At 62.3% G+C, this 25,900-nt stretch carries 17 protein-coding genes and 1 pseudogene; 5 read left to right on the top strand and 13 right to left on the bottom strand.

The window, feature by feature from the left end; all coding sequences use genetic code 11:
* Positions 1 to 181 precede the first annotated feature (181 nt).
* Entirely contained in the window at positions 182 to 2,002 is a 1,821-nt protein-coding gene (locus CRD15_RS03160; protein ID WP_034981604.1) for a phosphoenolpyruvate carboxykinase (GTP), read from the top strand.
* 18 nt (positions 2,003 to 2,020) lie between these two features.
* Here the strand turns inward: CRD15_RS03160 and CRD15_RS03155 are convergent, their stop codons facing one another.
* From CRD15_RS03155 to ahpC, 6 genes are all read right to left on the bottom strand, one after another.
* Positions 2,021 to 3,127: a hypothetical protein gene (locus CRD15_RS03155; protein ID WP_034981607.1), complete on the bottom strand. Its 1,107-nt coding sequence runs from the start codon at positions 3,125 to 3,127 to the stop codon at positions 2,021 to 2,023.
* The gene (locus CRD15_RS03150; protein WP_034981610.1) at positions 3,124 to 3,744 is read right to left on the bottom strand and encodes an ATP-binding cassette domain-containing protein; all 621 of its coding nucleotides are present in this window, start codon (positions 3,742 to 3,744) and stop codon (positions 3,124 to 3,126) included. The genes CRD15_RS03155 and CRD15_RS03150 overlap by 4 nt, the downstream gene beginning before the upstream one ends.
* Positions 3,745 to 3,763: 19 nt before the next feature.
* Positions 3,764 to 4,099 carry a hypothetical protein gene (locus CRD15_RS03145; protein ID WP_034981612.1) on the bottom strand — a complete coding sequence of 112 codons (336 nt, stop codon included), beginning with the start codon at positions 4,097 to 4,099 and terminating at the stop codon, positions 3,764 to 3,766.
* Between the two features lie 634 nt (positions 4,100 to 4,733).
* Positions 4,734 to 6,053, bottom strand: coding sequence for a hypothetical protein (locus CRD15_RS03140; protein WP_255463711.1), 1,320 nt, complete (start codon positions 6,051 to 6,053; stop codon positions 4,734 to 4,736).
* 450 nt (positions 6,054 to 6,503) lie between these two features.
* Positions 6,504 to 8,084: an alkyl hydroperoxide reductase subunit F gene (ahpF, locus tag CRD15_RS03135; protein ID WP_187401881.1), complete on the bottom strand. Its 1,581-nt coding sequence runs from the start codon at positions 8,082 to 8,084 to the stop codon at positions 6,504 to 6,506.
* A gap of 169 nt (positions 8,085 to 8,253) precedes the next feature.
* Positions 8,254 to 8,817, bottom strand: coding sequence for an alkyl hydroperoxide reductase subunit C (gene ahpC / locus CRD15_RS03130; protein ID WP_034969440.1), 564 nt, complete (start codon positions 8,815 to 8,817; stop codon positions 8,254 to 8,256).
* Between the two features lie 369 nt (positions 8,818 to 9,186).
* On the opposite strand from ahpC, the gene CRD15_RS03125 reads away from it, so the two are divergent.
* Positions 9,187 to 10,689 carry a YeeE/YedE thiosulfate transporter family protein gene (locus CRD15_RS03125; RefSeq protein ID WP_034994378.1) on the top strand — a complete coding sequence of 501 codons (1,503 nt, stop codon included), beginning with the start codon at positions 9,187 to 9,189 and terminating at the stop codon, positions 10,687 to 10,689.
* 109 nt (positions 10,690 to 10,798) lie between these two features.
* On the top strand, positions 10,799 to 11,530 hold the full coding sequence (gene budA, locus CRD15_RS03120; protein WP_034994376.1) for an acetolactate decarboxylase: 732 nt from the start codon (positions 10,799 to 10,801) through the stop codon (positions 11,528 to 11,530).
* A 63-nt stretch (positions 11,531 to 11,593) separates the two neighbouring features.
* Here budA and CRD15_RS03115 read toward each other — a convergent pair whose 3' ends face one another.
* From CRD15_RS03115 to CRD15_RS03105, 3 genes are all read right to left on the bottom strand, one after another.
* A complete protein-coding gene (locus tag CRD15_RS03115; protein WP_187401880.1) occupies positions 11,594 to 13,921 on the bottom strand; it encodes a 3-hydroxyacyl-CoA dehydrogenase NAD-binding domain-containing protein in 2,328 nt (775 codons plus the stop codon).
* Between the two features lie 108 nt (positions 13,922 to 14,029).
* Complete coding sequence (locus CRD15_RS03110; protein ID WP_034969431.1) at positions 14,030 to 15,259, bottom strand: acetyl-CoA C-acetyltransferase; 1,230 nt, start codon at positions 15,257 to 15,259, stop codon at positions 14,030 to 14,032.
* A gap of 203 nt (positions 15,260 to 15,462) precedes the next feature.
* Complete coding sequence (locus CRD15_RS03105; RefSeq protein ID WP_080719580.1) at positions 15,463 to 16,293, bottom strand: bifunctional 2-polyprenyl-6-hydroxyphenol methylase/3-demethylubiquinol 3-O-methyltransferase UbiG; 831 nt, start codon at positions 16,291 to 16,293, stop codon at positions 15,463 to 15,465.
* Between the two features lie 95 nt (positions 16,294 to 16,388).
* Between CRD15_RS03105 and CRD15_RS03100 the strand changes: the two genes are divergently transcribed.
* Entirely contained in the window at positions 16,389 to 17,567 is a 1,179-nt protein-coding gene (locus tag CRD15_RS03100; protein WP_034969429.1) for a glycosyltransferase family 4 protein, read from the top strand.
* Here CRD15_RS03100 and CRD15_RS03095 read toward each other — a convergent pair.
* Entirely contained in the window at positions 17,564 to 19,333 is a 1,770-nt protein-coding gene (locus CRD15_RS03095) for a hypothetical protein (RefSeq protein ID WP_187401879.1), read from the bottom strand. The two genes, CRD15_RS03100 and CRD15_RS03095, sit on opposite strands and share 4 nt — an antisense overlap.
* A 28-nt stretch (positions 19,334 to 19,361) precedes the next feature.
* Positions 19,362 to 20,633, bottom strand: a complete 1,272-nt coding sequence (locus tag CRD15_RS03090; protein ID WP_187401878.1) for a DUF3068 domain-containing protein — start codon at positions 20,631 to 20,633, stop codon at positions 19,362 to 19,364.
* 206 nt (positions 20,634 to 20,839) lie between these two features.
* Between CRD15_RS03090 and CRD15_RS03085 the strand changes: the two are divergent.
* A pseudogene (locus tag CRD15_RS03085) lies at positions 20,840 to 21,982 on the top strand (acyltransferase family protein); the annotation flags it as partial.
* Between the two features lie 23 nt (positions 21,983 to 22,005).
* On the opposite strand, the gene CRD15_RS10205 reads toward CRD15_RS03085, so the two are convergent.
* Both CRD15_RS10205 and CRD15_RS03080 read right to left on the bottom strand, forming a co-directional pair.
* Positions 22,006 to 25,656, bottom strand: coding sequence for a DUF3367 domain-containing protein (locus CRD15_RS10205; RefSeq protein ID WP_370546768.1), 3,651 nt, complete (start codon positions 25,654 to 25,656; stop codon positions 22,006 to 22,008).
* Positions 25,657 to 25,670: 14 nt separating this feature from the next.
* On the bottom strand, positions 25,671 to 25,877 hold the full coding sequence (locus CRD15_RS03080) for a DUF2613 domain-containing protein (RefSeq protein ID WP_034972623.1): 207 nt from the start codon (positions 25,875 to 25,877) through the stop codon (positions 25,671 to 25,673).
* Positions 25,878 to 25,900: the final 23 nt, after the last annotated feature.

Genomic DNA, 25,900 nt, shown 5'->3' with positions numbered 1-25,900 from the left:
GCAGACCCGGAAAATTACAGATCAAAGCGATACCGTGCGCCTAAATATCGCAGGTTTTAGTAGACTTTAGGTGAATACAACCGCGTTTGAACAGGACGTTTAAACATACGGCTGGCTAGTGCATTTTGCGCATATGTGGCTGAGTCGGGTTGTGGGAAACAAAAACGTAGGGAGAATATCGATGACAATTCGAGGGCTTGTCGGCAAGGCACCCACCAAGAACCAGGAGATGCTGAATTGGATCGAGGAGGCTGTGGAGCTCTTCCAGCCGGAATCGGTCGTGTTTTGTGACGGCTCCGAGGAGGAGTGGAACCAGCTGGCAGAGCAGCTGGTCGAGCACGGCACCCTGATCAAGCTGGACGAAGAGGCGCAGCCGAACTCCTTCCTGGCGCGCTCCAACCCGTCTGACGTTGCGCGCGTGGAATCCCGCACCTTCATCTGCTCTAAGACTGAGGAAGACGCCGGCCCCACCAACAATTGGATGGACCCGGAGCAGATGCGCGCCGAAATGCGCGAGCACTTCTCCGGCTCCATGAAGGGCCGCCGCATGTACATCGTGCCTTTCTGCATGGGCCCGATTACCGACCCGTCCCCGAAGCTAGGCATCGAGATTACCGACTCCCCGTACGTGGTTATGTCCATGCGCATCATGACCCGTATGGGTAAGGAAGCTCTGGACAAGATCGGCGAGAACGGCGAGTTCGTGAAGGGCCTGCACTCCGTGGGCGCGCCGCTGGAGCCAGGGCAGGAAGACTCCACCTGGCCGTGCAACGACACGAAATACATCACCCACTTCCCGGAGGATCGCGAGATCTGGTCCTACGGCTCCGGTTACGGCGGCAACGCCATCCTGGCTAAGAAGTGCTACGCACTGCGCATTGCTTCCGCCATGGCGCGCGACGAGGACTGGATGGCAGAGCACATGCTGATCCTGAAGCTGATCAGCCCGGAGGAAAAGGCCTACTACATCTGTGCGGCCTTCCCGTCCGCATGCGGCAAGACCAACCTGGCCATGATCCAGCCGACCATCCCGGGCTGGCGCGCAGAGGTCGTCGGCGACGACATCGCATGGCTGCGCTTCGGCGAGGACGGCCGCCTGTACGCCGTGAACCCGGAGAACGGCTTCTTCGGCGTGGCACCGGGCACCAACTACGCCTCCAACCCGATGGCTATGAAGTCCATGGAGCCGGGCAACACCCTGTACACCAACGTCGGCCTGACCGACGACGGGGACGTCTGGTGGGAGTCCAAGGAAGGTGAGCCGCAGCACCTCATCGACTGGCTGGGCAACGAGTGGACCCCGGATTCCGGCAACAAGGCCGCGCACCCGAACTCCCGCTACTGTGTGCCAATCGAGCAGTGCCCGGTTGCCGCACCGGAGTTCAACGACCCGAAGGGCGTGCCGGTTTCCGCCATCCTGTTCGGCGGTCGCCGTGCGGACACCGTGCCGCTGGTTACCCAGGCCCGCGACTGGAACCACGCCACGTTCATCGGCGCCACCCTCGCTTCCGGCCAGACCGCGGCTGCTGCGGAGGCTGCCGTTGGCTCCCTGCGCCACGACCCGATGGCCATGCTGCCGTTCATCGGCTACAACGCCGGTGACTACCTGCAGCACTGGATCGACATGGGCAACAAGGGCGGCGACAAGATGCCAGAGGTCTTCCTGGTCAACTGGTTCCGCCGTGGCGAGGACGGCCGCTTCCTGTGGCCGGGCTTCGGCGAGAACTCCCGCGTGCTGAAGTGGATCGTCGACCGCATCGAAGGCCGCGTGGAGGCCGACGAAACCGTCGTTGGCTACACCGCCCGCTACGAGGATATCTACACCGATGGCCTGAAGGAGACGGAGGAGGACATCCGCGAGGCACTGTCCGTGAACCCGGCTGACTGGGAGCGCGACCTGGCCGACAATGAGGAATGGCTGAAGTTCCTGGGTCCGAAGGTTCCGTCCGAGGTGTGGGACGAGTTCCAGGGTCTGAAGGATCGCGTGCAGGCTGCGAAGTAGCTGTTAGTTGCGCTAGCGCTAGACGCTGATCTGAGCGAGGCGCCGGGAGAGCTTTTCTCCCGGCGCTTTCTTTGTGCCCAGGTTCTTTAAGCCGATGACGCCGCAGCCTCCGACCAGAGCGACGGCTGCAACTAACGCCCCTCGGGCGGGTGGGTAGTGGAACGCAGAGGGCGCGCTGATGAATCCGACAAACCCGCCGAGGAGTACCGCCTGGATAAGTAGCGTGAATCCGAAGGTCGCCCCCCTGCTACACGCCCATACGATGCGCCACCACAGCAGGGAGCAAGCTGATAGCGCCGAACCGAGCGCCAGACAATGCCACAAGGGAGCCGAGGAGATGATGCCCGCAATGAATAGGCCGGCGCCAGCCAGCGTTGAGGATGCGAAAGCTTTCGAGCAATACATGTGCGTGACAAGGCCTGGGACGGCCGAGGTGGCGCGCAGGGAGGCGTCATAAAACCCCAAATTAAGACCCAACAACGTCAGAACCGGGGCGATGTAGAGCACCGTGAGGTTTGGCGGAAGAGGGGTGAGCGAAAGGCTGGCGGCGAAGAAGATTGGTGCAACAAAGACACTGGTGAGAGTGGGGATGTCGCGGAGGTAGGAGTCGAAGAGCAGGCGGACGAGGCCGATCACAGCTAGCACGATTACTGCGATGGCGAGCCCCTGGGCGATGGTCACGAAAACGTCGGAGATATTGGTCGCGTCGGAGGTGTCAGTGGGAGTCCGCGAGGCCACAAAGGTCGCGACGACGGCTGTGACGAGAGCGGGGAGGAGCTCCCAGAAACGCCAACCGAGGAATGCACCGAGGATGATTGCCGGGCGGCCGACGGGAAGTAATGGGTGGCGTAGGTTGATGCAGGCTGTGTCCGGCGGGCGGACCATGAGCAGGCAGAACCACGCAATGGCTAGGCGTGCGAAGGTAATGGGTAGGATGTGCTGGCCGTCGTGGGCGGCTTGAGTGTCCTCCGCGCCGATGACCGGAGCTTGGATCGCTTGGACGGCTAGCAGACAAGCCGGAGCCATGCGAAGAACAGTCAGCAGGCGACCATGTTTGGTGCCTTCGAGCCAGTGCGAATGGCGAACCAGGTTGACTTCGCGTGCAAGGCGTTGAAAGGAAGTCACTGGAATAGCTCCTGCAGGCCGTCTTCAGTTAGCTCGAGGATGTGGTCTTTCGGCGAGAAGTCAGTGTGGGAAATCGCCAGGACGGCGGCGCCGGCCCGAGCCTGTTCTGTGATGAGCTCGGCGATGGTCTTGCGGCCGTGGGAGTCGAGTTCCTCGAAAGGCTCGTCGAGAATGAGGATCTTGCGTGGGATCGCGAAGGCGTTGAGGGCGAAGGCTTTGCGCAAGTTGCCACTGGAAAGCTGATCTAGTCGACTACGTTGAGTGGCACGTCCACCGAGGCGCTGCCAGAGTGACTCGACCTGCTGCTCTTGGATGCCGTAGCCTGTGGAGATCGCTCGGCACCACTGCTGAAAGTTCAGGGAGGGTAGCGGGCTAACGCGCGACGGCAAATAGCCGAATAGGTGTTGGTGAGCTCGTGTTCCGGGGAGGGGAAGACAAGCGTTGCGGGAACCTTCGAGAGGGCGGATAAAGCCGACGATGGTATCCGCCAGCGTGGATTTACCGATGCCGTTGGCGCCGGTCACGCGGTAGACCTTGCCGGGGGTTACAACGAGGTTGAGGCCGCTGGCCAGCGGGGTGCTGGAGCGGCCTATCGTGCAGTCAGTGAGGAGTTGCATCGGAGGGGACTTGATAGGTCTATGCGGCAGCGCGGATGTTCCGTTCGATTTCGCTGAAGGTCCGGTTGAAAAACTCGTTCACGCGGTCTTTGGCGACAATATTGATGTTCGGGGTCGCCGACAAAGTGACGTTAGCTTCGCTGCCGTTCGTTGTGATATCCACCTTTACCGGTGCGGTGTACTTGTTGTAAATCCCTGCACCGATCATGCGGAAAAGGAACTCGCTGCCTACGCGTGCACGTGCCTCCGTTCCGTTTGCGTCCTTAGCCTTGTAGTTGGGCATGCTCTGCAGAGCTTGAATAAGAGCCTCAGCGGATCGAGTGGAAGGTACTCCAAACGACTTAGTGGAAGACATAGCGATTTTCCTTTCATCTGGGGCCGATTGTGATTACTCCGACCCCGATCTTTGGTTGTTAAGGGCAGACAAGGTGCAAACGATTAATCACCGAAAAGCTTATCCGCAGCCCAGCCGATTGCACCACTGGCAGCTCCTCCAACGGCGCCAACTCCTGCTCCCGGGACGCAACCAATGCCACCTTCAGGAAGTCCAGCGATACAACCACCGGCAGCGCCTTGGGCAGCTCCTTTTCCAACGTCTTTAAGAAAACCGTATGGCTGGGTAATGATTGTGCCAGGACTTCCGGCGCTCGTGGCGACCTGTGCGCTTGCTGGGGCGAGTGACATAGGCAGAACTGCAGAGGCTGCAATTAGAGTGCCTGTTGCGATGCGCTTCTTACGCATAGTTATACTCCTTGTTCTCTCGATGGATTGAGCGTTTTGGCTCGATTCCGACGCTAGTTAAAGAGCTGCGAAGAAGAGGTTGGCTAAGTGAATATTATAGAACTGTGGGAAGTTCTAAGGTTGTTTGTTTACCCTTAAATCGCTTAACAAGCGTATTTTGTAATCGAGCTATAAGGCTAAGGTCTATCATTCTGATAACCGAAAACACCCTTCTATGGGGGTGGATTATAAGAGTGTTTATTAGAAAGTCAGTCGAAGAACTCCGTCCTGCTGATACTCATAAACGCGCCCTTACCGGTTTTCGCGTTCCAGCACGTCATGCCGTTGTATTCCGAGTGACAGACATGGTTGCCGAAGTAAATGGTTTTGCCGTAGGGCACATCCTCGATTTCTGAACCTCCATCATCGGGAGCGTAAGGCGGTACGTCGTCCCTCGACATGAGTTCCCAGTTGTTGAAATCCACCCACCAATTTGCACCAACGGTTTTGCTGTATCCGTAGGGTTTCGTATCGCGGTAAGAGGGAATTCCACATCCTGCGAAAGAAGCGTCTACTGCACACTTGATTTTTCCGCTTGGTGACTGAAATACCGCCCGGTCGTGCATGTAAGACTCCTTATAACGCCTTACAACCGTTGCTTCGAGAGCATCCGAAGGAATCGGCCCACCGGCCTTCGCGTATGCCCCTTCGGGGAGGTTCTTATTCGCGGAGGCTGGGGCGTCATTATCCGCATCGTCCTTTTTTACGTAACCCGCAGGCAGATCGGGATTCGGCTTCCTTCCCTTATTCTTCTTGCCTTTCTTTTCCTTGTTTTCGGATTTTCCGGAAGACTCGCCGGAGCCGAAATTAGGGCCAGACTGGTTTTTCTTTAGACCGCTCGCGTCGTCGGTGGCGTACCATTCCAGCTCGATCTGGTCGGCCGGAGTGCCCGTGACCTGGCTCCATTCGCTTCTCTCGCCCTTGGTCAGCTGCTTGCCGTCGAATGTGTAATGAGTTGTAGGAACTTCCGGCCGTCCAGACGAATAAGCCCACTCGAAAATGCCATCGCCCTCGCCCGAAGCCACAACATTAGCCCGGGAACCGGTTGATCCAGCGCCCGTCACCAGCGCAGTGTCTGACGCGAAAGGCTTTCCGTCCTTGCCGATTGCAATAAAAGTCACCGGAGAAAATTCCTTGCAATCGTTTTTCAGCAGCAGCTCCGGAGCTTCATCATTATTCGCCTCAATCAACGCATAAGAATAGGTGCCTGTCGGATAATAATCGTCGCGGTCAGAATAATCGCGTTCGTATTTTTCCGGATTATCCAAAACATCCTTGTACGCATTGATCGCCTGCTGCGTCGGGTCGGCCTTTGCTTCCGCCTTCTCGCCGCCCTTCGCATCGCCCCTATTTGTACTGCTTGCCGCCGTGTTGTCCTGCGGTTCGTCGCTCGAACAGCTGGTCATTGCTAAAGCTGCTATGGTCATGACGCCCACCGCCCCAACCTGCCACCGACCCCGCTTCGCGCGGGCGCCTAAGTGGCCTTCGGTTTTCGACGAGGGGCGGGTGAGGATGGAACGCAAACGCATGGATAATCCTTTTGCCGAGGGTGAGAATTAGGTTCCTTTTCTTAGAGTTTACTCATAAGTACACTATTTCCGCTGGCTATTGGATGGGCTCCCTAGGGTTCCTCAATTCCTAAAGCGAGTATTGGCACAGTTTGGGCAGCATGTGTTTATTCACGCGGCTGTGGTTTTCGCACCAGTCGCTGCGCTCACGAGTATGTGGTGGGCTGTTCGGCCTGGGCGGAAGAGGCTTTTGTGGGGCGCTGTGGCGCAAAACCCGCTCCGTGGAAGGGGGGGGCTAGGTACGAAAATGTCGGAAAAGTTGCAAAACGTAAATGTTGGCTCAAAACTCTGGTCACGTAAAACGCTCTGACCAGGTAATTTGCATAAGCGAAGAACGTACCCAATAACGTTTTGCAACTTTTCCGACATTTAAGCCTGGTATAGGGCACCGCAAGGGTGCCACCAAACCAGCTACGCCTTCGGCGCAGTCACCGTGTACTGCCACGCGCCCAGCGCAGCGTTGGCACCGGCGCCCTGGGCGATCACAATCTGCTTGAAAGGCACGGCGGTGCAGTCGCCGGCGGCGTACACGCCGGGGATGCTGGTGGCGTTGTGCTCGTCCACCACGATTTCGCCCATCTTGTTCAGTTCCAGGCCACTCTCGCCCAGCCACTGAGTATTCGGCACCAGGCCGATCTGGATGAACACGCCCGCCACGTCCAGAGACTTCGACTCATCGTTCGTCCGATCCGTGTAGTTCAGGCTGGTGACGTTCTTGCCATCGCCCACAATCTCCGTAGTAGCTGCCGACGTAATCACGTCGATGTTCGCGGTTTCCTCCACGCGCTGCATCAGGATTTCATCCGCGCGGCAGGCCTCGCCGAATTCCAGAACCGTCACGTGCTTCACCACACCGGCAAGGTCCAGCGCAGCCTCAATGCCCGAGTTTCCGCCGCCAATCACGGCCACGGACTTCCCCTTGAACAGCGGGCCGTCGCAGTGCGGGCAGAAGGTCACGCCCTTGTTGCGGTACTCCTCCTCGCCTGGAACGCCCAGGGTTCGCCACTGTGCGCCCGTAGCGATAACTAGGGCACGGGCGCGCAGGGTGGCGTCATCCCCAAAGTGCACCGTGTGCAGGCCACCCTCCTCGGCGGCAGGGGTCAGACCGGTCGCAGCCTGGGCCTTCACTACGTCAATGTCGTACTGGCCGACGTGCTCCTCGAATTCCGCCGCCAGCTTCGGCCCTTCGGTGGAGGGTACGGAGATGAAGTTCTCAATGGAGTTCGTGTCCAGCACCTGGCCGCCGAAGCGCTCGCCGATCAGGCCAACGCTCAGACCCTTACGGGCGACGTAGATAGAGGCTGCTGCACCTGCCGGGCCCTGGCCAACGACCAGCACCTCGTAGGCGTCCTTTTCGTTCAGCTTCTTCGCCTCGCGCGCTGCGGAGCCGCTGTCCAGCTTGCGCACGAAGTCCTCGATGGTGGTGCGGCCCTGGCCGAACTCCTCGCCGTTCAGGTAGATGGTCGGCACGGCGAGGACGTTGTTCTCGTTGACCTCGTCCTGGAACAGCGAGCCCTCCACCGCGGTGTGCTTGATGCGCGGGTTCAGCACCGCCATGGTGTTCAGTGCCTGCACAACGGTCGGGCAGTTCTGGCAGGTCAGGGACATGTAGGTGACGAATTCGTAGTCGCCGTCCAGGTTTTCTACCTGCTCGATCAGGTCTTTGTCTTCCTTGATCGGGTTACCGCCGACCTGCAGTAGTGCCAGTACCAGGGAGCTGAATTCGTGCCCCATTGGGATGCCCGCGAAGGTCACGGAGATGTCGCTGCCGGTGCGCACGATGCTGAAGGCAGGCTTGCGGTCGTGTGCGTCGTCGTCGCGGCGCGCGGTGATTTTGTCGGATAGCTCGGCGATGTCCTGCAGCAGCTTCTCCAGGTCCTCGGAGGCCGAACGCTCGTCCAGGCCGTACACCAGCTCGACGTCTTCGGTGATGCGCGGGACGAGCTGACCGAGCTGCTTGCGCAGGTTGTCGTCTAGTAGTTGCTTAGCCATTGTGGGTTGCTCGCTTTCTTTTCTTATTGACGCCACCCAAGGGGAAAACGCGCCACGCGTGGGTTCTTCGGGAGGCACTAAAAACGGCGGGCGGGATCCGTGTAAGGAAAGCCCGACCCGCCGTGGGTTTCCCGCCTCTATTCAGCGGGGAGGGGAGTGGAAGGTTTAGTTAGATCTTGCCAACCAGGTCGATGCCCGGGGTCAGGGTCTCTTCGCCTTCTTCCCACTTGGCGGGGCAAACTTCGCCCGGGTGAGCTGCAACGTACTGAGCAGCCTTGACCTTGCGAACCAGCTCGGAAGCGTCGCGGCCGATGCCTTCGGCGGTCTGCTCGATGTACTGGATCTTGCCCTCCGGGTCTACCAGGAAGGTTGCGCGGTCGGCCTGGCCGGCGCCCGGGCGCATGTTCTGGAAGTTGTTGGTCAGCTGGCCGGTGGAGTCGCCCAGCATGTAGTAGTTCACCTTGCCGACCTGCTCGGACTCTGCGTGCCATGCCTTGTGCACGAAGTGGGAGTCGGTGGATACCGCGTAAACCTCTACGTCCATGCCCTTCAGCTCTTCGTAGTGGTCAGCCAGGTCGCCCAGCTCGGTGGGGCAGACGAAGGTGAAGTCGCCGGGGTAGAAGAAGAAGATGGACCACTTGCCCAGGACGTCGTCCTTGGAGACCTCGGTGAATTCACCGTTGTGGAATGCGGGGTTCTTGAAGTCCAGAATCTCGGTGTTAATGAGGGACATGCTGTGCCTCCTAAAGGCTTGGCTTCGATGGATTTTCTTGGCAGTTGTTTCGTAACCGTCGCCACAAAGCCTACCTATTTTCTTCGGCGACGTCGCGAAGTTGAAATAGATTCCAGGTCGGCAATGTAGGCGGTGCGATTGCGATTCACCACTCATTATAGCATTGGCTTTGTAAAGTCTCAACGATTAATAGGTTGCTATTGGTTGTGGGTTATGGGATTGAACCAACCGCCGTTATTAATACTCGTCGGCGACCTTGTGGCGGCGGTCTGTGGTGCTGCGTTTTTGCAAGGGGAGGTAAGTGCGGACTAGTATGGCCGCAACAAACTAGACAGATCGGTTCATTTTTGATTTAGAGTAGGGGAACCCATGATTCTCACCGGACTAGCTTTAGGCGCTGTCCTCGGCTGGGTTATGCAACGCGGCAGGTTCTGCGTGACCGGCATGATCCGAGACATTTTCTTGAACAAGACCTGGCGGGGCTTTACCGCCCTGCTCATCGTCATTGCGGTGCACGCGGTCGGCCTGGCTGCGCTTACAACTGCGGGAGTAATTACTCCCGAGTACAAGCCGTTTGCACCGCTCGCCGTTGTTCTGGGCGGCCTGCTTTTCGGCATGGGCATCGTGCTGGCGGGCGGGTGTGCATCCGGTACTTGGTACCGCTCCGCTGAGGGTCTCATCGGCTCGTGGCTGGCGCTGGTCTTCTACGCCGGCAGTGCTGCCGCTATGAAGGGCGGCTCGCTGGCCGCCCTCAACGAAGGCCTGCGCAGCTGGAAGCTGCCGATTACTACGGTGCACGCCTCCCTGGGAATCTCGGTCTGGTGGCTCGTTATTCCATTTGCCTTGGGAGTTGCCTTCCTGACCCGCCGCTTCCTGGCGCAGGAAGCTCAGGCGCCGAAGATGGCGACTCTGAAGCCAAAGAAGACTGGTCTGGCTCACCTGCTGGCGGAGAAGCCGTGGCACTTTTACCCCACAGCGGCCATCATCGGCGCATTGGGTGTGCTCGCATGGCCGCTGTCGGCAGCGACGGGTCGCAATGACGGTCTTGGCATCACCAGCCCGTCGTCCAACCTTTCCAAGTTCCTGATCAGCGGTGAAGACACGGTTGATTGGGGAGTCATGCTGGTGCTTGGTCTGCTGGTGGGTGCCTTCTTTGCAGCTAAGGCATCCGGTGAATTCCGCCTGCGCGTCCCCTCCGCTGAGCAGGCTGTTCGTTCTGTCATCGGTGGCGTGCTGATGGGCGTGGGGGCCTCTGCCGCCGGCGGTTGCACCGTGGGCAACGGCATGGTGCAGACCTCCCTGTTTAGCTACCAGGGCTGGGTCGCGCTGCTGTTCATCTCGATTGGAATCGGAATTGCCGCCAAGCTATGGCTCAAGCCCACCGACGCGGTGCCGGGGCAGGCATCCAGCCCAAGGGACAGCCAGCCAACTGTCCAGCCAACTGCCCAGCCAACCGGCCAGAACGCTGGTCAGGCGCAGTCTACTCCGCGCGACGCACAGTCCGCCGCAGAGCTGAACGCTATGGCAGAGCATCTGGGATTCCACACCACCGGAACCCTGCTGCTGGATCGAAATGCTCCAGTTGCGAACAATGCAGCTGCGGGCAGCGCGGCGGCGAAGAGTGACCTCGAACTGGTCGGCGATCGCACCTACAAGCTCGACACACTTGGTGCGGTGTGCCCGTTCCCGCTGGTCGACGCAAAGGCAGCCATGGCCGACCTGGAAGTCGGAGATTCCCTGAAGATCGACTTCGACTGCACCCAGGCCACGGATGCCATCCCGCGGTGGGCAGCTACCGACGGCCACGAAGTCACGGAATTTGAGCAAACCACCGACGCTGGCTGGACTATCACCGTCAAGAAGGGCAGCTAGTTTCCAACCCACCGATCCGGTGCCCCCGTCCCCACATTGGGGGTAGTTGAGACGGGAGGGGCGTCACTAAGAAAAGCGAGCGACGGGCGAGCGCAGCAACAATGGGGGCATGAGTGACTCACCGGTAACTAGGCACACAATCTTCCAGAACTCCCTGATGACCGCCCTGCTGGACGGCATTTACGACGGCGAGATGACCGTCGGCGAGCTGCTGGGCAAGGGCAACTTCGGGCTGGGGACGTTCGACGCGCTGGATGGCGAGATGGTCATCATTGATGGCGTTTGTTACCAGCTGCGCCACGACGGCAGCGCCACCCGCGCTGACCTGGAAACCCGCAGCCCTTACGCCGTGGCGACCAACTTCGTGCCGCGCATTCGTCGTCGCGCCCCGGAAAACATCCGCCGCGCGGACCTGTCGAAGTTTATTGACGGCATGACGCCCTCCTCGAACTACATGTATGCCGTCCGCATTACCGGGCACTTCAGCAGCGTGGTCACCCGCACGGTCGTGAAACAAGAGCCGCCGTATCGGCCGATGGTCGAGGTGACGGAGGAGGACGCCGAGCAGCACTTCACCGACGTCACGGGAATTATCGCGGGCTTCCGCACGCCGGTTTACGAGAAGGGGATTTCCGTCCCCGGATGCCACGTGCACTTCATCGACGATTCGCGCACCGTCGGCGGGCACGTGCTGGACTTCACGCTGGATGAGGGAAAGATCGAACTCTGCCCAGGAACCGACCTGGAGCTACGCCTGCCGCTGACTAGTGCGTTCTCCGAGGCGAATCTGGACCCGGAGGACCTGGATGCGCAGCTGCACAAGACGGAAGTAAAGGACTAGCCCCAGCTAGTGGCTCCGCAGAACCAATAACCGGGGCTAGTCACTAAAGGGGCGACAGAAGAACTACTTCTTCAGGGACTCCAGCGGGGTGAAGCGCTCGCCGTACTTAGCGGCCAGCTCCTCGGCGCGGGCAACGAAGCCTGCAACGCCGCGGGTCGGGTAGTCGCCACCGTCGCGGTCCGCAACCTTGCCCTCCGGCAGGGTTGCGGCGGCCGGGCGGTCGTAGTTCTTGATGTACTGGCGGGTACCGCCGGTCCATGCCGGGAAGCCGATGCCCATGATGGAGCCGATGTTGGCATCCGCATCAGAGGTCAGCACGCCCTCGTCGATGCACTTCTGGGTCTCCAGAGCTTCGGCGAACAGCGGGCGCTCCACCAGGTCGATGAAGGCCGGTGCGTCAGCCGGAACGTTGGAGCCAGCAGCTACGCCGCTCGGGTCAGCGGCAGCCTTCTGGGCTGCGCCGGCAGCGGCGGAATCCAGGCCGGTGCCTGCAACGGTGGACTCGCCGTCGGCGACCTTCACCTTGCCGGCGCCCAGCTCGTCCCACAGGCCGCGCCACAGGCCGGTGCGGCGGCCTTCCTCGTTGTACTCGTAGAAGCCCTTGCCCTCGAGCTTGCCCGGGCGGTCGTAGACGTCCAGCATCTTGTCCACAATCTCGGTCACGCCACCGTCGTCGACGGTCAGGCCAGCAGCCTCCTGGGCAGCGCGGGTCTCGGAACCGATCTTGCGGGCCAGCTTCAGGTTCAGCTCGTCCTGCAGCTGCAGCGGCGGTGCCGGGTAGCCAGCCTGGCGGCCAGCGGCCTCGATGACGGCCGGGTCGATGCCCTCAGCCAGCATGCGCATAGCCTCGTTCAGGAAGAAACCGATGACGCGGGAGGTGTAGAAGCCGCGGGAGTCGTTCACGACGATCGGGGTCTTGCGGATCTGGCCGGTGAAGTCCAGGGCCGCAGCCAGGGTCTCGTCGGAGGTCTCCTCGCCCTTGATGATCTCCACCAGCGGCATCTTGTCGACCGGGGAGAAGAAGTGGATGCCGATGAAGTCCTTCGGGCGCTTTACACCCGTAGCCAGCTCGGTAATCGGCAGGGTAGAGGTGTTGGAGCCCAGCACACAATCCTCCGGCACGGCAGCCTCGATCTCTGCCCATACCTTGTGCTTCAGCTCGGTGTTCTCGAACACGGCCTCGATCACAATGTCGCAGTCGGACAGGTCAGCGTAGTCGACGGAAGGCTTGATGCGATCCAGCAGAGCCTTGGACTTCTCCTCGGTGGTCTTGCCACGCTTCAGTGCCTTAGCTTCCAGGCCTTCAGAGTAGGACTTGCCCTTCTCGGCAGCCTCCATCTTGATGTCCTTCAGCACAACCTCCATGCCAGCCTTTGCTGCCACGTAAGCGATCGCTGCGCCCATCATGCCGGCACCAACCATGCCCAGCTTCTTGAACTGCTTCTTCTCAACGTCCTTCGGGCGGGAGCCGCCACCGTTGCAGTACTGCAGGTCGAAGAAGAATGCCTGCATCATGTTCTTGGAGGTCGTACCGGTGACCAGCTCCACGAAGTAACGGGTCTCTACGGCCGTGGCCTCTTCGATGTTCTTCAGCTGTGCGCCCTCAACGGCGGCCTTCAGGATGGCCTTCGGAGCCGGCATCGGTGCGCCCTTGATCTGCTTGGTCACGTTAGCCGGGAAGGAGGGCAGGAACTGTGCCAGCTGCGGGTTGGTCGGGGTGCCGCCCGGGATCTTGAAGCCCTTCTGGTCCCACGGCTGGGAAGCCTCAGGGTTCTCCTTGATCCACTTCTTGGCAGCGTCGATCAGCTGGTCAGCCGGGACGACCTCGTCGATCAGGCCGGTCTTCAGTGCGTCCTCCGCACGGAACTGACGGCCGGTGGTCAGGACCTTCATCAGTGCGTCCTGGATGCCCAGCATGCGGACCACGCGGGTCACACCGCCGCCACCCGGCAGCAGACCCAGGGTGACCTCTGGCAGGCCAACCTTCAGGCCCTTGGCGTCCGAAGCAATGCGGTGGTGCGTGGCCAGAGCGATCTCCAGGCCGCCGCCGAGCGCCGCACCGTTGATGGCGGCGACAACCGGCACACCGAGGGTCTCGATGGCGCGCAGGCCGGCCTTCATGCCGTTGATCTGCTTGGTGATTGCCTCTGCGTCTTCCGGGGTGGACTTGATCATCGACTTGATGTCGCCGCCGGCGAAGAAGGTCTTCTTCGCGGAGGTGATGACCACACCCTTGGCCTCGCCAGATTCCACTGCGCCCTGCAGCTTCTCCACCAGCTCGGGCAGCTCGCCCTGGAAGGTGTCGTTCATGGTGTTGACCGGCTGGTTCGGGTCGTCCATGGTGATGGTTACGATGCCGTCGCCATCCTGGTCCCACTTGAACATGCTCATGTGTGATGCTCCTTGTTTTATTTATTGACGCCCTCACGCTTGCGTTCGCGGGAGGTTGTCAGAAGAAAATTGAGTGTTTCTTGTGTTTTGGTCTGCGGGAAAGGTCAGTTAGACGCGCTCGATGATCGTGGCCACACCCATGCCGGCTGCGACACAGAGGGTGATCAGGGCGTAGCGGCCGCCGGTGCGGTGTAGCTCGTCGACGGCGGTACCGGTGATGATCGCGCCGGTCGCACCCAGCGGGTGACCCATGGCGATGGCGCCGCCGGAGACGTTCAGCTTCTCGTCCGGGATGTTCAGCTCGCGCTGTGCACGCAGAACGACGGAGGAGAATGCCTCGTTGATCTCCCAGATGTCGATGTCCTCGGGCTTCAGGCCAGCCTTTGCCAGAGCTGCGCGGGAGGCCGGTGCCGGGGCGGTCAGCATGATGGTCGGCTCCACACCGGAGGTGGCGACGGAGACAACGCGGGCGCGCGGGGTCAGGCCGAAGTCCTTACCAGCCTGCTCGGAACCGATGGCCAGCAGGGCTGCGCCGTCGACGATGCCGGAGGAGTTACCGGCGTGGTGCAGGTGGTTGATGCGCTCCAGCTGCGGGTACTTGGTCTGTGCGACAGCGTCGAAGCCGCCCTGGTCGCCGATCATGGCGAAGGCGGGCTTCAGGCCGGACAGGCTCTCGACGGTGGTGCCGGGGCGGATGGTCTCGTCGCGGTCCAGCAGGGTGATGCCGTTCTGGTCCTTCACCGGAACGACGGTGCGGTCGAAGTGGCCCTCTTCCCAGGCCTTGGATGCACGCTCGTGGGAGCGGGCAGCGAAGGTGTCGAGGTCCTCGCGGGTCAGGCCGTCCAGGCTGGCGATGATGTCAGCGGAGATACCCTGCGGGATGAAGTCGTTGTAGAAGTTGGAGGCCGGGTCCATTGCCAGGGCGCCGCCGTCGGAGCCCATCGGGACGCGGGACATGGACTCCACGCCGCCGACGAAGACCAGGTCGTCCCAGCCGGAGCGGATCTTCTGTGCGCCCAGGTTCACGGCGGTGAGGCCGGAGGCGCAGTAGCGGTTCACCTGGAAGCCGGTGGCGGTGTACGGCAGGCCGGCGTTCAGGGCGGCGGTGCGGGCGATGTCCATGCCCTGGTCGCCGACGGGGGTGACACAGCCAGCGATGACGTCGCTGATGCGGTTGGGGTCGATGCCCGGGTTGCGCTCGATGATGGCCTCGATCAGACCGGAGAGCAGGTCAACGGGCTTCACAGTGTGCAGGGAACCGCCCGGCTTACCCTTGCCACGGGGGGTGCGGACGGCGTCGTAAATGAATGCCTCAGGGGCGCCAGTGTTACTGGTCATGTCAGTCCTATTTCCTATCGTTCTCGACAGTGATTCATTAGTGCAATGATCGGCTAGGGCAGTGGCTCGTTAATCCAGTGACCTAGCAGGTCACAACACTAGACTTGTGTCTCACGCCACATTACCCGTTCTTCGGGGAAATAGTTGTAGTCTTATGTCTTTTTCTGCCCCTTTATGGTGCCCCCGCTCCAACGGAGCTTGCGCTAGCTCTTCTGGAACACCAGCACCAGGTTGGAGACCGCGAATTCGCGCAGCCCCGGAACCTGCACCATCCACCATGCCCACCAGGGGTGATAGCGGGGGAATGTGGCCACTAGCTCGGCGCCGTCCACCTTGCGCGCATACTCCAGGCCCTCGCCGGCGGAGACGTTAAACAGGCTTTCGCCCCAGCGGTTCTTCGGCGGCTTGCCCATCTTCTTCTCGTAGCGCCGGGCGGCAAACTCGCCACCCACGTAATGCTGCCACAGGCCGGTTTCGTGCCCGCCGAATGGACCCAACCACACCGTGTAGCTGTAGATCATCGCTCCGCCTGGCTTCGTCACCCGCAGCATCTCGTCCGCCATCCGCCACGGATCCGGTACGTGTTCGGCGACATTGGAAGAGTAGGTGATGTCGAAGGCGTCACTAAGAAAAGGCAGGTCCAGCCCCGAACCCCGCACCGAGGTCTGCAGCTTGATGCCCGCGGCGGCCATCTCGCCAACGTCCGGTTCGCAGGTGTAGTAGTCCGCGCCGGCCTTGTCGAAGGCCACGCCGAAATACCCCGGTCCGCCGCCGACGTCCAGGATCTTCGCGTCGCGTAGGGGCTCGTTCTGGCCTGTACCGCGCACACCCGCGTAAATGTCGCGGATCAACCCGACCGTGTCCTCGGCCAGGTGGCCGTAAAAGATATCGGGCTGGGTCTGCTCGTACTTAAAATCGTTCAGCAGGCCGAAGGAACGGCGCAGGGTGGCGCGGCGGCGGAAGATGCTCAACGCTTGGCGCTGCCGGGAGCGCTGTTGGGAGTGCTGGCGGGAAGGGCGGTTATTCGGGCTCATCGAGTGTCTATCTTTGCAGGTTCGGCGCCGGTTCTGGGGAAGATTCGCCAAAGCTATCTAAGGCGCGGGCGGGGCTGGCTAGAATTGTGTTCATCATGAAAGTATTGCTTCTCTGCTGGCGCGACACGGACCACCCCGAAGGTGGCGGCAGTGAGCGTTACTTGGAGCGTGTAGGCCAGCACCTGGCTGCCCAGGGCCATCAGGTGGTTTTCCGCACCGCCCACTATCCTGGCTCTACGCGATCGCAGCAGGTCAGCCGCAACTTTCGCTTCTCCCGCGGCGGCGGCAACCTGACTGTGTACCCGCGCGCCCTGGCGGCGATCGTGGCGGCGCGATTCGGGCGTGGCTCGCTGGCGGATATCGGTCGCCCGGACGTTGTGGTGGATACCCAAAACGGCGTGCCCTTCTTCGCCTCCCTGGTCAGCGGTGCTCCCACCGTCGTGCTGACTCATCACTGCCACCGTGAGCAGTGGTCCGTCGCTGGCCCCGTATTGTCCCGCATCGGCTGGCTGATCGAATCAACCCTCTCGCCGTGGATCCATCGCCGCCGTCGCTGGGTCACCGTCTCTGCACCGTCCGCCGAGGAGCTCGTGGAGCTCGGTGTGCCGCGCGGCAACATCGAGATCATTCGTAACGGCATCGATCCGGTTGCTCCTTCTTTGATTCCGGACGCCCCTAGCCCCAACTCCGACCACGCCAGCGAAGAGCAGACGATTCACCTGGTGGCGCTTTCCCGACTGGTTCCGCACAAGCAGATCGAGCACGCCATGGACGCGGTGGCGGCTGTGGCGCGCACTCACCCGAACGTGCGCCTGGACATCATTGGCGACGGGTGGTGGGCCGACCGACTGCGGGATTACGCCCGCGAACTGGGGATCGAGCCGCTGGTGATCTTCCATGGCTTCGTTTCCGAGGAGCTGAAGCACCGGATCCTCAACCGTGCCTCCGTCCATGTGATGCCCTCCCGCAAGGAGGGCTGGGGCCTGGCGGTGATCGAGGCCGGGCAGCACGGGGTGCCGACGGTGGGCTATGAATCTTCCGCCGGGTTGCGCGATTCCATCATCGACGGGCAGACCGGCCTGCTGTGCGATTCGCCCGGCGGGCTGATGAACGCCGTCGAATACCTGCTGGATAACCCGGACAAGCGCCGGGAAATGGGGCGCGCGGCGAAGCGCCGGGCGGAGGAGTTTTCCTGGGATGCCACCGGCCGGGCGTGGGAGACCCTCCTGTGCGAAGAGGTCGGCGCAGAAGCCCGCGCGGCGGCTGGGAGCTAGCGTTCCTCTGTCTTGGCCCGCACTGGTGACTGCATCTGGCGGACGCTACGCCATAGCCAAATGCACAGACCCCACATCATGAGCATCCAATAGAACGTCATGCCAACGAACAGTGGTGCCTGATCCTGCACCGGGGAACGCGGCAGGGTAGGACTTTGCACGCGGTAGAGGTCGTAATTATCGGCACTGAGGACGCGCCGGATTCCCTGCGAATTCAGCACCTGCAAGGCCTTTGACATGGCCGCGCCATCAGAGATGGAATACCAGTCCACCACCACCCAGCTCACGCCATTGCGCTGCAGGGTGTTCTTGCCGCTCATCAGGTCCGACAGGATCTTCATACTGGCCGGATTGCCGTCCACCATCTTGCCGTCCACGATCAGGAACCCGGGATCCATCGGCGAGCCCGGTAGCAACTTCAACCCCGGGTCGACGTGCGGACGATCGTGCCGAGTGCGGTAGTTGCCCGGGGGCAGCAAAACGATCTTGCCATTCGGAGCCCCGGAAACGATGTTGGCCATCTGTTCCCACGTGCTGGACATCTGTACTCGCTTCAGCGGAGCCACGTCGGTGGGGAAAGCCGGTACGGTCAGCACGCACGCAACTGCCAACCCGGCCGCCGCCGCGCGCGGCGCCCACGTGGCGCGCGCGAACTTTCCAGCCGACTTCTTGGCAGACTTCCCATCGGTGCGGCTGGGGTCCAGTCGTTCCACGGCCACCGCAATCAGCAGCACAAATCCGGGGATAGCTAGGCAGACGAACTTCGAGGTATCGCGGAACATGCCCGCGCCGGGAACGTGGCTAATGGCAAAGCCCATTAAATCCACGCCCCAACCGGTGGCCAGCAGAGGGGGCGTCACTAAGGAAAGAACCGTCAGCACCGCAACGGCGCGGTAGACCTGCCACAGCTCCTTGAAGCCGCGCAGCAGAACCATGCACAAAAGCACGCCGACGACGACGGAAAACAGGGTGCGCGACGGCGGGATGGCATCCGCGTTCCATACTCCCGATAGACCCATGGTGGAGGCTAGGGGGCCCAGGAAGGTCTCGCCGCGGGTGGAGAACAACGCGGCAGACAGGGCATCGGAGCGGGTCTCCGAAGAATTAGATACCCACAGGGCGGGAAGCACCCACGGCAGTGAGGCGATGGCGCTGGCGACAAGATTGCGTATACGTTCCCCGTGTGAAGGGGCAAAGACCAGCGACGTCAGCAGAGCCAGCACCAGGCCCGTAGGGACGAAGCCGCACAGGCAGATCGCCACATACAGCAGGCCGTGGCGCCGCGCGGCTGCGAGATAAGCAACGGCGGGCAACAACATACCCGCGGTGGCGACCGTCCACTGGCCTTGCAGGAAACGCTCAATGACGAAGGGATTCCACACCACGAAAAGAGCCGCCGCGAGTTGTGCGGACAACCGCCCACCCGCCATATCGCGCACCATCGCGCCGGCGAAATAGCAGCCCAGAAGACACGAGCCGATGACCAACGCGCTGGCCAGCATCGTCGAGGGAATCGTGGGGGAGAACAGGGCAAGGATCGCATCCTGCGGCAACGCGCGCGGGGCTCCATCGTTGATGCCCAAGTTGTTGGAGTTTTCCGGCAGCGAGTGCGGGACGAACATATCCCGCAGCATGAAGGCCTTCGAAGAATCAGGGCGCAACCCCAGCCAAAAAGGCCACAGCGTGACCAGCGAGATAAGAAAAGACCACCCCTGCACGATCAAACGATCGCGCGTGGCGGTGGTCTTGGGTTGCTGCGATCTCACAGCGAACAGTCTAGTGGGTCAAAGGGAATTATTTACTGGCGAGGCGTGCAGAGCGGTGTGCGATCCAGCCGATAACCAGAAGGATCAGGCCAACAACACCCAGGATCCACGGCAGGATGGTGCCCATCAGCTTCAGCTTTTCCTTACCCTCGGAAGCCTTCTTCATCTGCGCTGCGCGGGAATCGTCGTCCCATGCGCCGGGGAAGTACACGGCGGTGCGGGTCGGGTTGTTGATTTCCTCTTCCTTGTTGTCGAAGATGCGCTGTGCGTCCTCGTCGTCCTGCGCGTAGTACTGGAAGACCTCTTCGGAACCGTTGACGATCACGCCGGTCTCCGGCAGCACGCGGAGCACGCGGTGGACGGTGTAGTAGCGGGACATCTCGACCTCGGGACCGAGGTCCTCCTTCTTGTCCTCGCCTTCGCCGTTCTCGCCGTCCTTCTTTTCGTCGGCCTTCTTCTCGCCTTCGCCGCCCTTGTTCTTAATCTCTTCCGGCTTTAGGCCCCACACCTTCGCCGGGAACTTCAGGCGCAGCGCGGCCAGGGTGCCCTTGTCGCCCTTGGACAGCTCACCGTCGGCCTCCAGGCGCTCGCGCAGTGCCGGGTACAGCTCGGTCGGGGGAACGGTCTGCTCGAAGCGGTAGACCTTCTCGCCATCCTGTTCTTCCTCACCGACGTAGTCGATCGGCTGGGTCTTCAGGATCTGCATGTCGAAGTAGTCGTAGGACTTGCGGTCCGTGCCCATCGGGAACTGGTAGGTGATGCCCGGGCGGGTGAACGGAGCTACGGAAGCCTCAACCTCTTCGTCCTTGCCCTCCTTGGCGGCTGCATCCAGCGCCGGTGCGTTCAGCTCAATAGAGGAAGTCGGATCCGGCACCGGCATCTGGGTCTTGCGATCCAGGGTGACGTGGTCGATCGACGCGCTGATCAGGTTCTTCGGCTCTTCCTTGTCCGTACGGAACAGGGTCTGGCCGGCCTCCAGGGTGACGACCTTCTTGTCCGAAGGCTCCTGTGCAGTGGTGAAGCGCTGGGACTGCATCTCCAGCCCCTTGTTGATGAAGCACTTGATCTGCGGGTTATCGCCCTTGCATTCCGGCTTGTCCTTGTTATCGCCCACTGGCTTGCCGGAAGCTAGCGCACCGGAATCCAGTAGGTTACCGGGGGTCTTCGGGGTGCCGGTGGTGGAAACCAGGTCCAGCGGCAGGACCTTGCCCTTGGGGACGACATAGGTGGGCAGGGCGAAGGCTAGGACCAGCATCGCTACGCCGAGCACAATCGCTACGGAGGAAAGGATTCTCTTCATAGGAGGGGGTTCCTGACTCTATCTGTCGAAATTTATCCGGTGACTTCATTTAGCCTTGAAAGCTTCCAATACTTTAGCCAATCAAAACTAGATACTTCGTAGTTTCAACATATTTTTCAAGAAAAGTCTGTGAAAGGCCGTTGTCCTGGGTGTTTGTGCATATGTGGGGCTAGCGTTTTTGACTCTGCCCATCCAGATCGTCGGCTATGCTGATCCCGATGAGCACGAAGATCCCGAGTGCTAAGAACTCGAGCACGAATAAGGCCACTGCCCGCCCCGCGCCCTTTCTGCCTGCGCTGGAAGGGCTGCGCGCGATTGCCTGCTCCGGCATCATCATCACCCACGTCGCCTTCCAGACCGGGGCGGATACCGGCAACCTGCTGAACCGCATGATGGCGCGCACCGACTTCTTCGTGCCTGTGTTCTTCGCCCTCTCCGGCTTCCTGCTGTGGCGCCGCCACCGGGCGGATTTCGCGGTATCGACCTCGCGCGACAACCTGCTGACCCTTGCGGGCTACTACGTCAAGCGCCTGGGGCGAATCTTCCCCGCCTACCTGGTCACCGTCGCGATCGTGTTGCTGTTCTTCCCGGTTGCGGGAGCGCCGACGGTGTGGCAGATGCTCTCGAACGTCATCATGGTGCAGATCTACGTCGACGGTGGCCTGATCGGCGGGCTGACCCACCTGTGGAGCTTGTGCGTAGAAATGGCCTTCTACCTTGTGCTTCCTGTGATCGCGGTGGCGTGGGGGCGTCAAGAAAGAAAATGGCGCATCGTGTGCATCGTCGCAGTGGCGGCGGCGAGTTTCGGCTGGGCCTTCATCCCCGCATTCGCTGAGCCACCCGCACCCGGTGGGCTGAATCCGCACATCATGCCACCTGCGTTTATCGCATGGTTTGGGGTGGGGTTGCTCGGCGCGGAGCTGGAGTCGATCGTGCAGGACCGTGCCTACGCGCGCACGGGAAAGGATGGGGCCGAAGGTATTGACGCCCGGTACCAGCTGCCCGAGGTTCGAGCCATCGCGAAGTTCCGCTGGGTGTTCTGGTTGCTGGCTATCGGCGCGCTGGCGGTCGCGGCTTCGGATGGGCCGGAGGGTCTGACTCACGCGGCGCCGGCGGAGTTCGCCCGCCGGACGCTGTACGGGCTGGTGTTCGCCGCCGCGCTGATCATCCCGTACACGCTGGCGCCGCGGTCGAAGTTCCTAGAATCGGCGCCGATGCAGGCGCTGGGCCGCTGGTCGTATGCGATCTTCCTGTGGCACATGTCGCTGCTGTCGCTGGTGTTCCCGCTGCTTGGGGTGCATCTGTTCAGTGGGTACACGGCGCTAGTGTTGGTGGCGACGTTTGTGCTGAGCGTGCCCGTCGCTGCGCTGAGTTATGCGCTGGTGGAGGAGCCCGCGCGCCGGGCGATTAACTCCTGGTGGCGTTCGGTGCGGGCTTCCACGAAGGCCGAGGCGAGGACCGAGGCAACCACGGCCAACAGCACGACGGCGAGTGCGCCGTTCACCACGAACCCGCCCGCGTAGTAGTTTCCGCTGCCCCACGCGCCACGGATGCAGAGCGTTAGCGCGGTCAGTGCGGATAGTCCGACGATGGCCCTGACAGCCAGCAGGATGCGGCGGAGGTGGGGAGAGGTATCGGCAGCAGCGTCGACTGAGTCTGTGTCGGCCGTGCCCGTGCCAGCCGTACTCGCAGCGATCTCCGCGGGCACCGGCATCCGGCGCGTCCGCCGCGCCACAAAGATGCACAAGCCCACCAGCACCAGTGCCGCTACCAGCCCGATGGCCAGCCACGTCCGATACAATCCAGTGCCCTCGAAATGTATGGTGACCAGCCCGGACGCGCCCTCCGGGACGATCCAGCCCTGCTGCCAACCGTTGACGGTGATGGGGGTCAGTTGTGTGGTCTCGCCGTCGTGTTCCAGCGTGGCGATGCGCCCAGGGTTCGCCTGCGAGGGGCTAAACAAAATGCGCTTCTTGTCCGAGGCCTCCAGGTGCGTGGACTGCTCGCCGGGGGCGAGCTGATCCCGCGGGGTGGCCTGCTCCAAGGTCTGCGCGGCCGGGGTCTCGCGCACCGCAGCGCCGAACAGCGGCTCGGCTACCGATAGCGCCACCCAGCGCGCGGTGGTGGATAGCGCGTGCTTCCCCGCAGGCAGGTTCAGGGTGTCGCCGCAGGAAAAGCCCTGGCCGTCGATAGTCACCGGCGCCTGGTCGTCGTCGGCGCACTCGGAGGAATGTACGACGACCGGCAGCTGCCCCGCACCGTTGCCGATGGATTCCGGAACCTCGAAGTTGCGCAGCATCACGGATTCGCTGATTTCCTGGCCGAACACCCACCTGTTCACTGCGGAGCCAGCGCCAGCGCCCTGTGCACCGTCCCCGGCTACTCCGTCGGTCCCGTCAGCCCCGTCGACCCCGTCCGCCGCGTCCACCGCGTCCACCGGGGGCACCGTCGGCACTCGCTGCGGCGTGACGTCCTCTTCGCCCGCCAGCACCTTCGCCTCGGCCACGCCGAAATCGCCGAAGGCTCCCACGATGGTCAGGCGGATCCTGTCGGCCTTGCCCGCCGGCACATTCACCTTGTTAGTCTTGCCCGGTTCCAGGGTCTTCAAGGTGCCTGCCACCACCCGATCCTGCAGGTAGGTTGTCACCTGCACCCGAGTCGGCCGCCCCTGAATGTCCAGCCGCAGCGCCAGTTGGTTGTGTGCCTTTTCCAGGCGGAATTCGATGTATTGGCCAGCCACGTTGCCGACGGTCGGCCGCCACGCGGTCCGGCGCGATCCATCCACTGCGGAGGTTGCGGACGAGTATGTTTCCGCCCCGCCGAATCCCGTCGGATCCGCGGCGGTTGAGGAGACCCGCACTTCGCCGCGCCCCTCCACGCGCGTCATCTGTTCCGGCGCCAGCTCCCGCCCATCTGCGTCGCGCACTGGGTAGTCGCGCACGGGGTTGAGCACCTTGCTTTCGTCGTCGATGCTGCGGATCTCGCTGTCCGCGCCCACCACGTTGCCGTAGTTGTGGTCGCGCAGCGCAGGCGTATCGGTCACCGTCTGTGCTGCTAGCCCTAGTTCTTTACCTTGGGACGCCCCCACGCGCGTCCTCGCTGAACCCTGTCTACCCAGGGCAGCGTCTGCCGCAGCGAGGCGGGGGAGGGATTCGGGGCCGGAATGGGCGACGTCGAGACGTTCGGCGTCAATAATCCGCAGGTCCCCAGAGCTACCAGCGCCAGGACCGCCAGCGCCAGCATCGACGCGGTAGATGCGCACCTGGTCGTCGCCGAAGGAGGCGACCTTGTCGAACCCGCCGGAGCGTTCGAGGGTGTGCTGAATCCGCTTGGCTCCGGGGGTATCGGCAGCGCTCGTGAGGTCATAGCGCAGCACCAGGTAGCTCACACCCTGCTGCCACAACGTGGCGGCGAGGGAGGGGATGGCCGTGCCGGTTTCCAACTCGCGCTGCACGCCGTCGAGGCCACGGATGGCCTCTGGCTGCACCAGCGGCACGGAGTCGCGGACGACCCACGGTACGTCCAAGAGCGGTTGGGCGGGTTCGTCGCGGGTGTTTCCCCAGGTCTGGCGGGCGAAGCGGGCCTTGGGGAGGATCATCGTGCGGGCGGGGACGTGCGAATCCCCGGCTTCCTTCGCTACTTCGGAGTTCAGCCAGTCCGCGGCCTCGGTCCAGTAGTCGGGTACCGTGCGGTAGGCATCCGCGGCGGCGATTCGCCCGGACCAGCCGGTGGCGGTGACCACGGCGACCAGCAGACTGACGGCGATGGCGCGGGGTACCTCGGCGTGCTTCTCCGGGTTGCGCCACCGCGCCCAGCGTTCGCGGCTTAACCCCGGCCACGGCAAGCGCGCCAACCCGTGGGCGATACCCACCACCAGCACCAGCCGCACCAGCGGATCGAACTTGTGCAGGTTGCGAAGGGGCGCACCCGCGCCATCGAGGAATACGCGACCCCAGACGGAGAACGGGGAGATCGGGGCGGTGGCGAACACCATCGCAGCCACACCCACCAGTAGGATCACCAGCCAGCGGCCCGCGAATGGCAGGCGCGGGCGGGTTAGCCCCCACAGCCCCAGGAATGCAACCAGCAGGGTGCCGGCGACGAAAACGGGCTCTCCGACCAGCGCGTACCCGCCTTGGCGCTCGGCGGAAAGGAAGGCCGTCCAGCTGGTGGTTCCCCGCAGAACCTCGGCCAGGTTCATCCAGTTGGTGGTCAGTGATGCGGACTCGATGTAGTCCGTGAACGGCGGGGAGTACTTGCCCAGCAGAAGTAGCGGGCCGATCCACCAGAACGTGGCCAGCAGCCCGGCGGGCACCCACCACAGTGCAAAGTACAGGCCCACCCGCGGGCGGCGAATGCACATGCCCAGCCAGAAGATCACGGCGGGCAGGATGGCCACGGCGGTGGCGACGGCGTTCACCGCGCCCAGGCACAGCACTGCCAGTGCGCTAAGCAGCGCGTATTTGGCCAGGTAGGCTCGTGTGCGCTTGTCGGGCCAGCCACGCGCGCGATCGCTAGTTCCCCGCGCCAGCAGAGCCGCACTGGCCACCGGCAGCAATACCCACGGCACTAGCGCACACACCCACGCCTCGGAGCTAATGGCCCCCAGGGTGGTCAGGATGCGCGGGGAGAGGGCAAAAAGAATGCCCGCGACGACCCGCGATCCGCGGCTGCCGATCCGCAGCCTCTGCAGTAGAAGAACCGTGCCGGAAAACGCCAACGTCAGCAGTAAACCCCACCACAGGCGCTGCACTACCCACCCGGGCAGAAAGGAAAAAACGGCGAAGAACAGGCCGTGGGGGAACAGGTACCCATAGGCCTGGTTCTGCAGCTGCCCTAGCGGGAATGTGTCAGTCCACGGATACAGCGCCTGGCCAAGGAACCCCCAGGGGTTGGCGGTCAGGTTCAGCTTCGTATCGGCGGAGGTCAGCCCCGGGGACTGTAGGAATGCGAAAAGAAACCACGCGAGGGTGGTGTACACCCAAGCGCGGCGAGAAAGGGGGCGTTGCGCCGTCGTTGGCACGTGGCGTTGCGCCTTTATTCGCTGGTGCGGCCGCCGTACTGGACGGCACCCAGGAAGGCATTGTCCTGGTTGACGGCGATCTGTTCGTCGGTGGGCAGTTCCGTAGAGTCGGCCATTGCACCTGCGCCGAAGGCGGCGCCGCCGCCCAGAACCAGGCCTGCGACTGCGGAGGCGACCAGGGCGCCCAGGCCACGACGGTTGGAGGCAGTTTCGTAAGCCATGTTAATTCCTGTTCCTATTGGGA

The organism is Corynebacterium sp. LK28 (assembly GCF_014335105.1).
Classification (GTDB): Bacteria; Actinomycetota; Actinomycetes; order Mycobacteriales; family Mycobacteriaceae; genus Corynebacterium; species Corynebacterium macclintockiae.
This window is presented reverse-complemented; position numbering and strand designations above follow the sequence as displayed.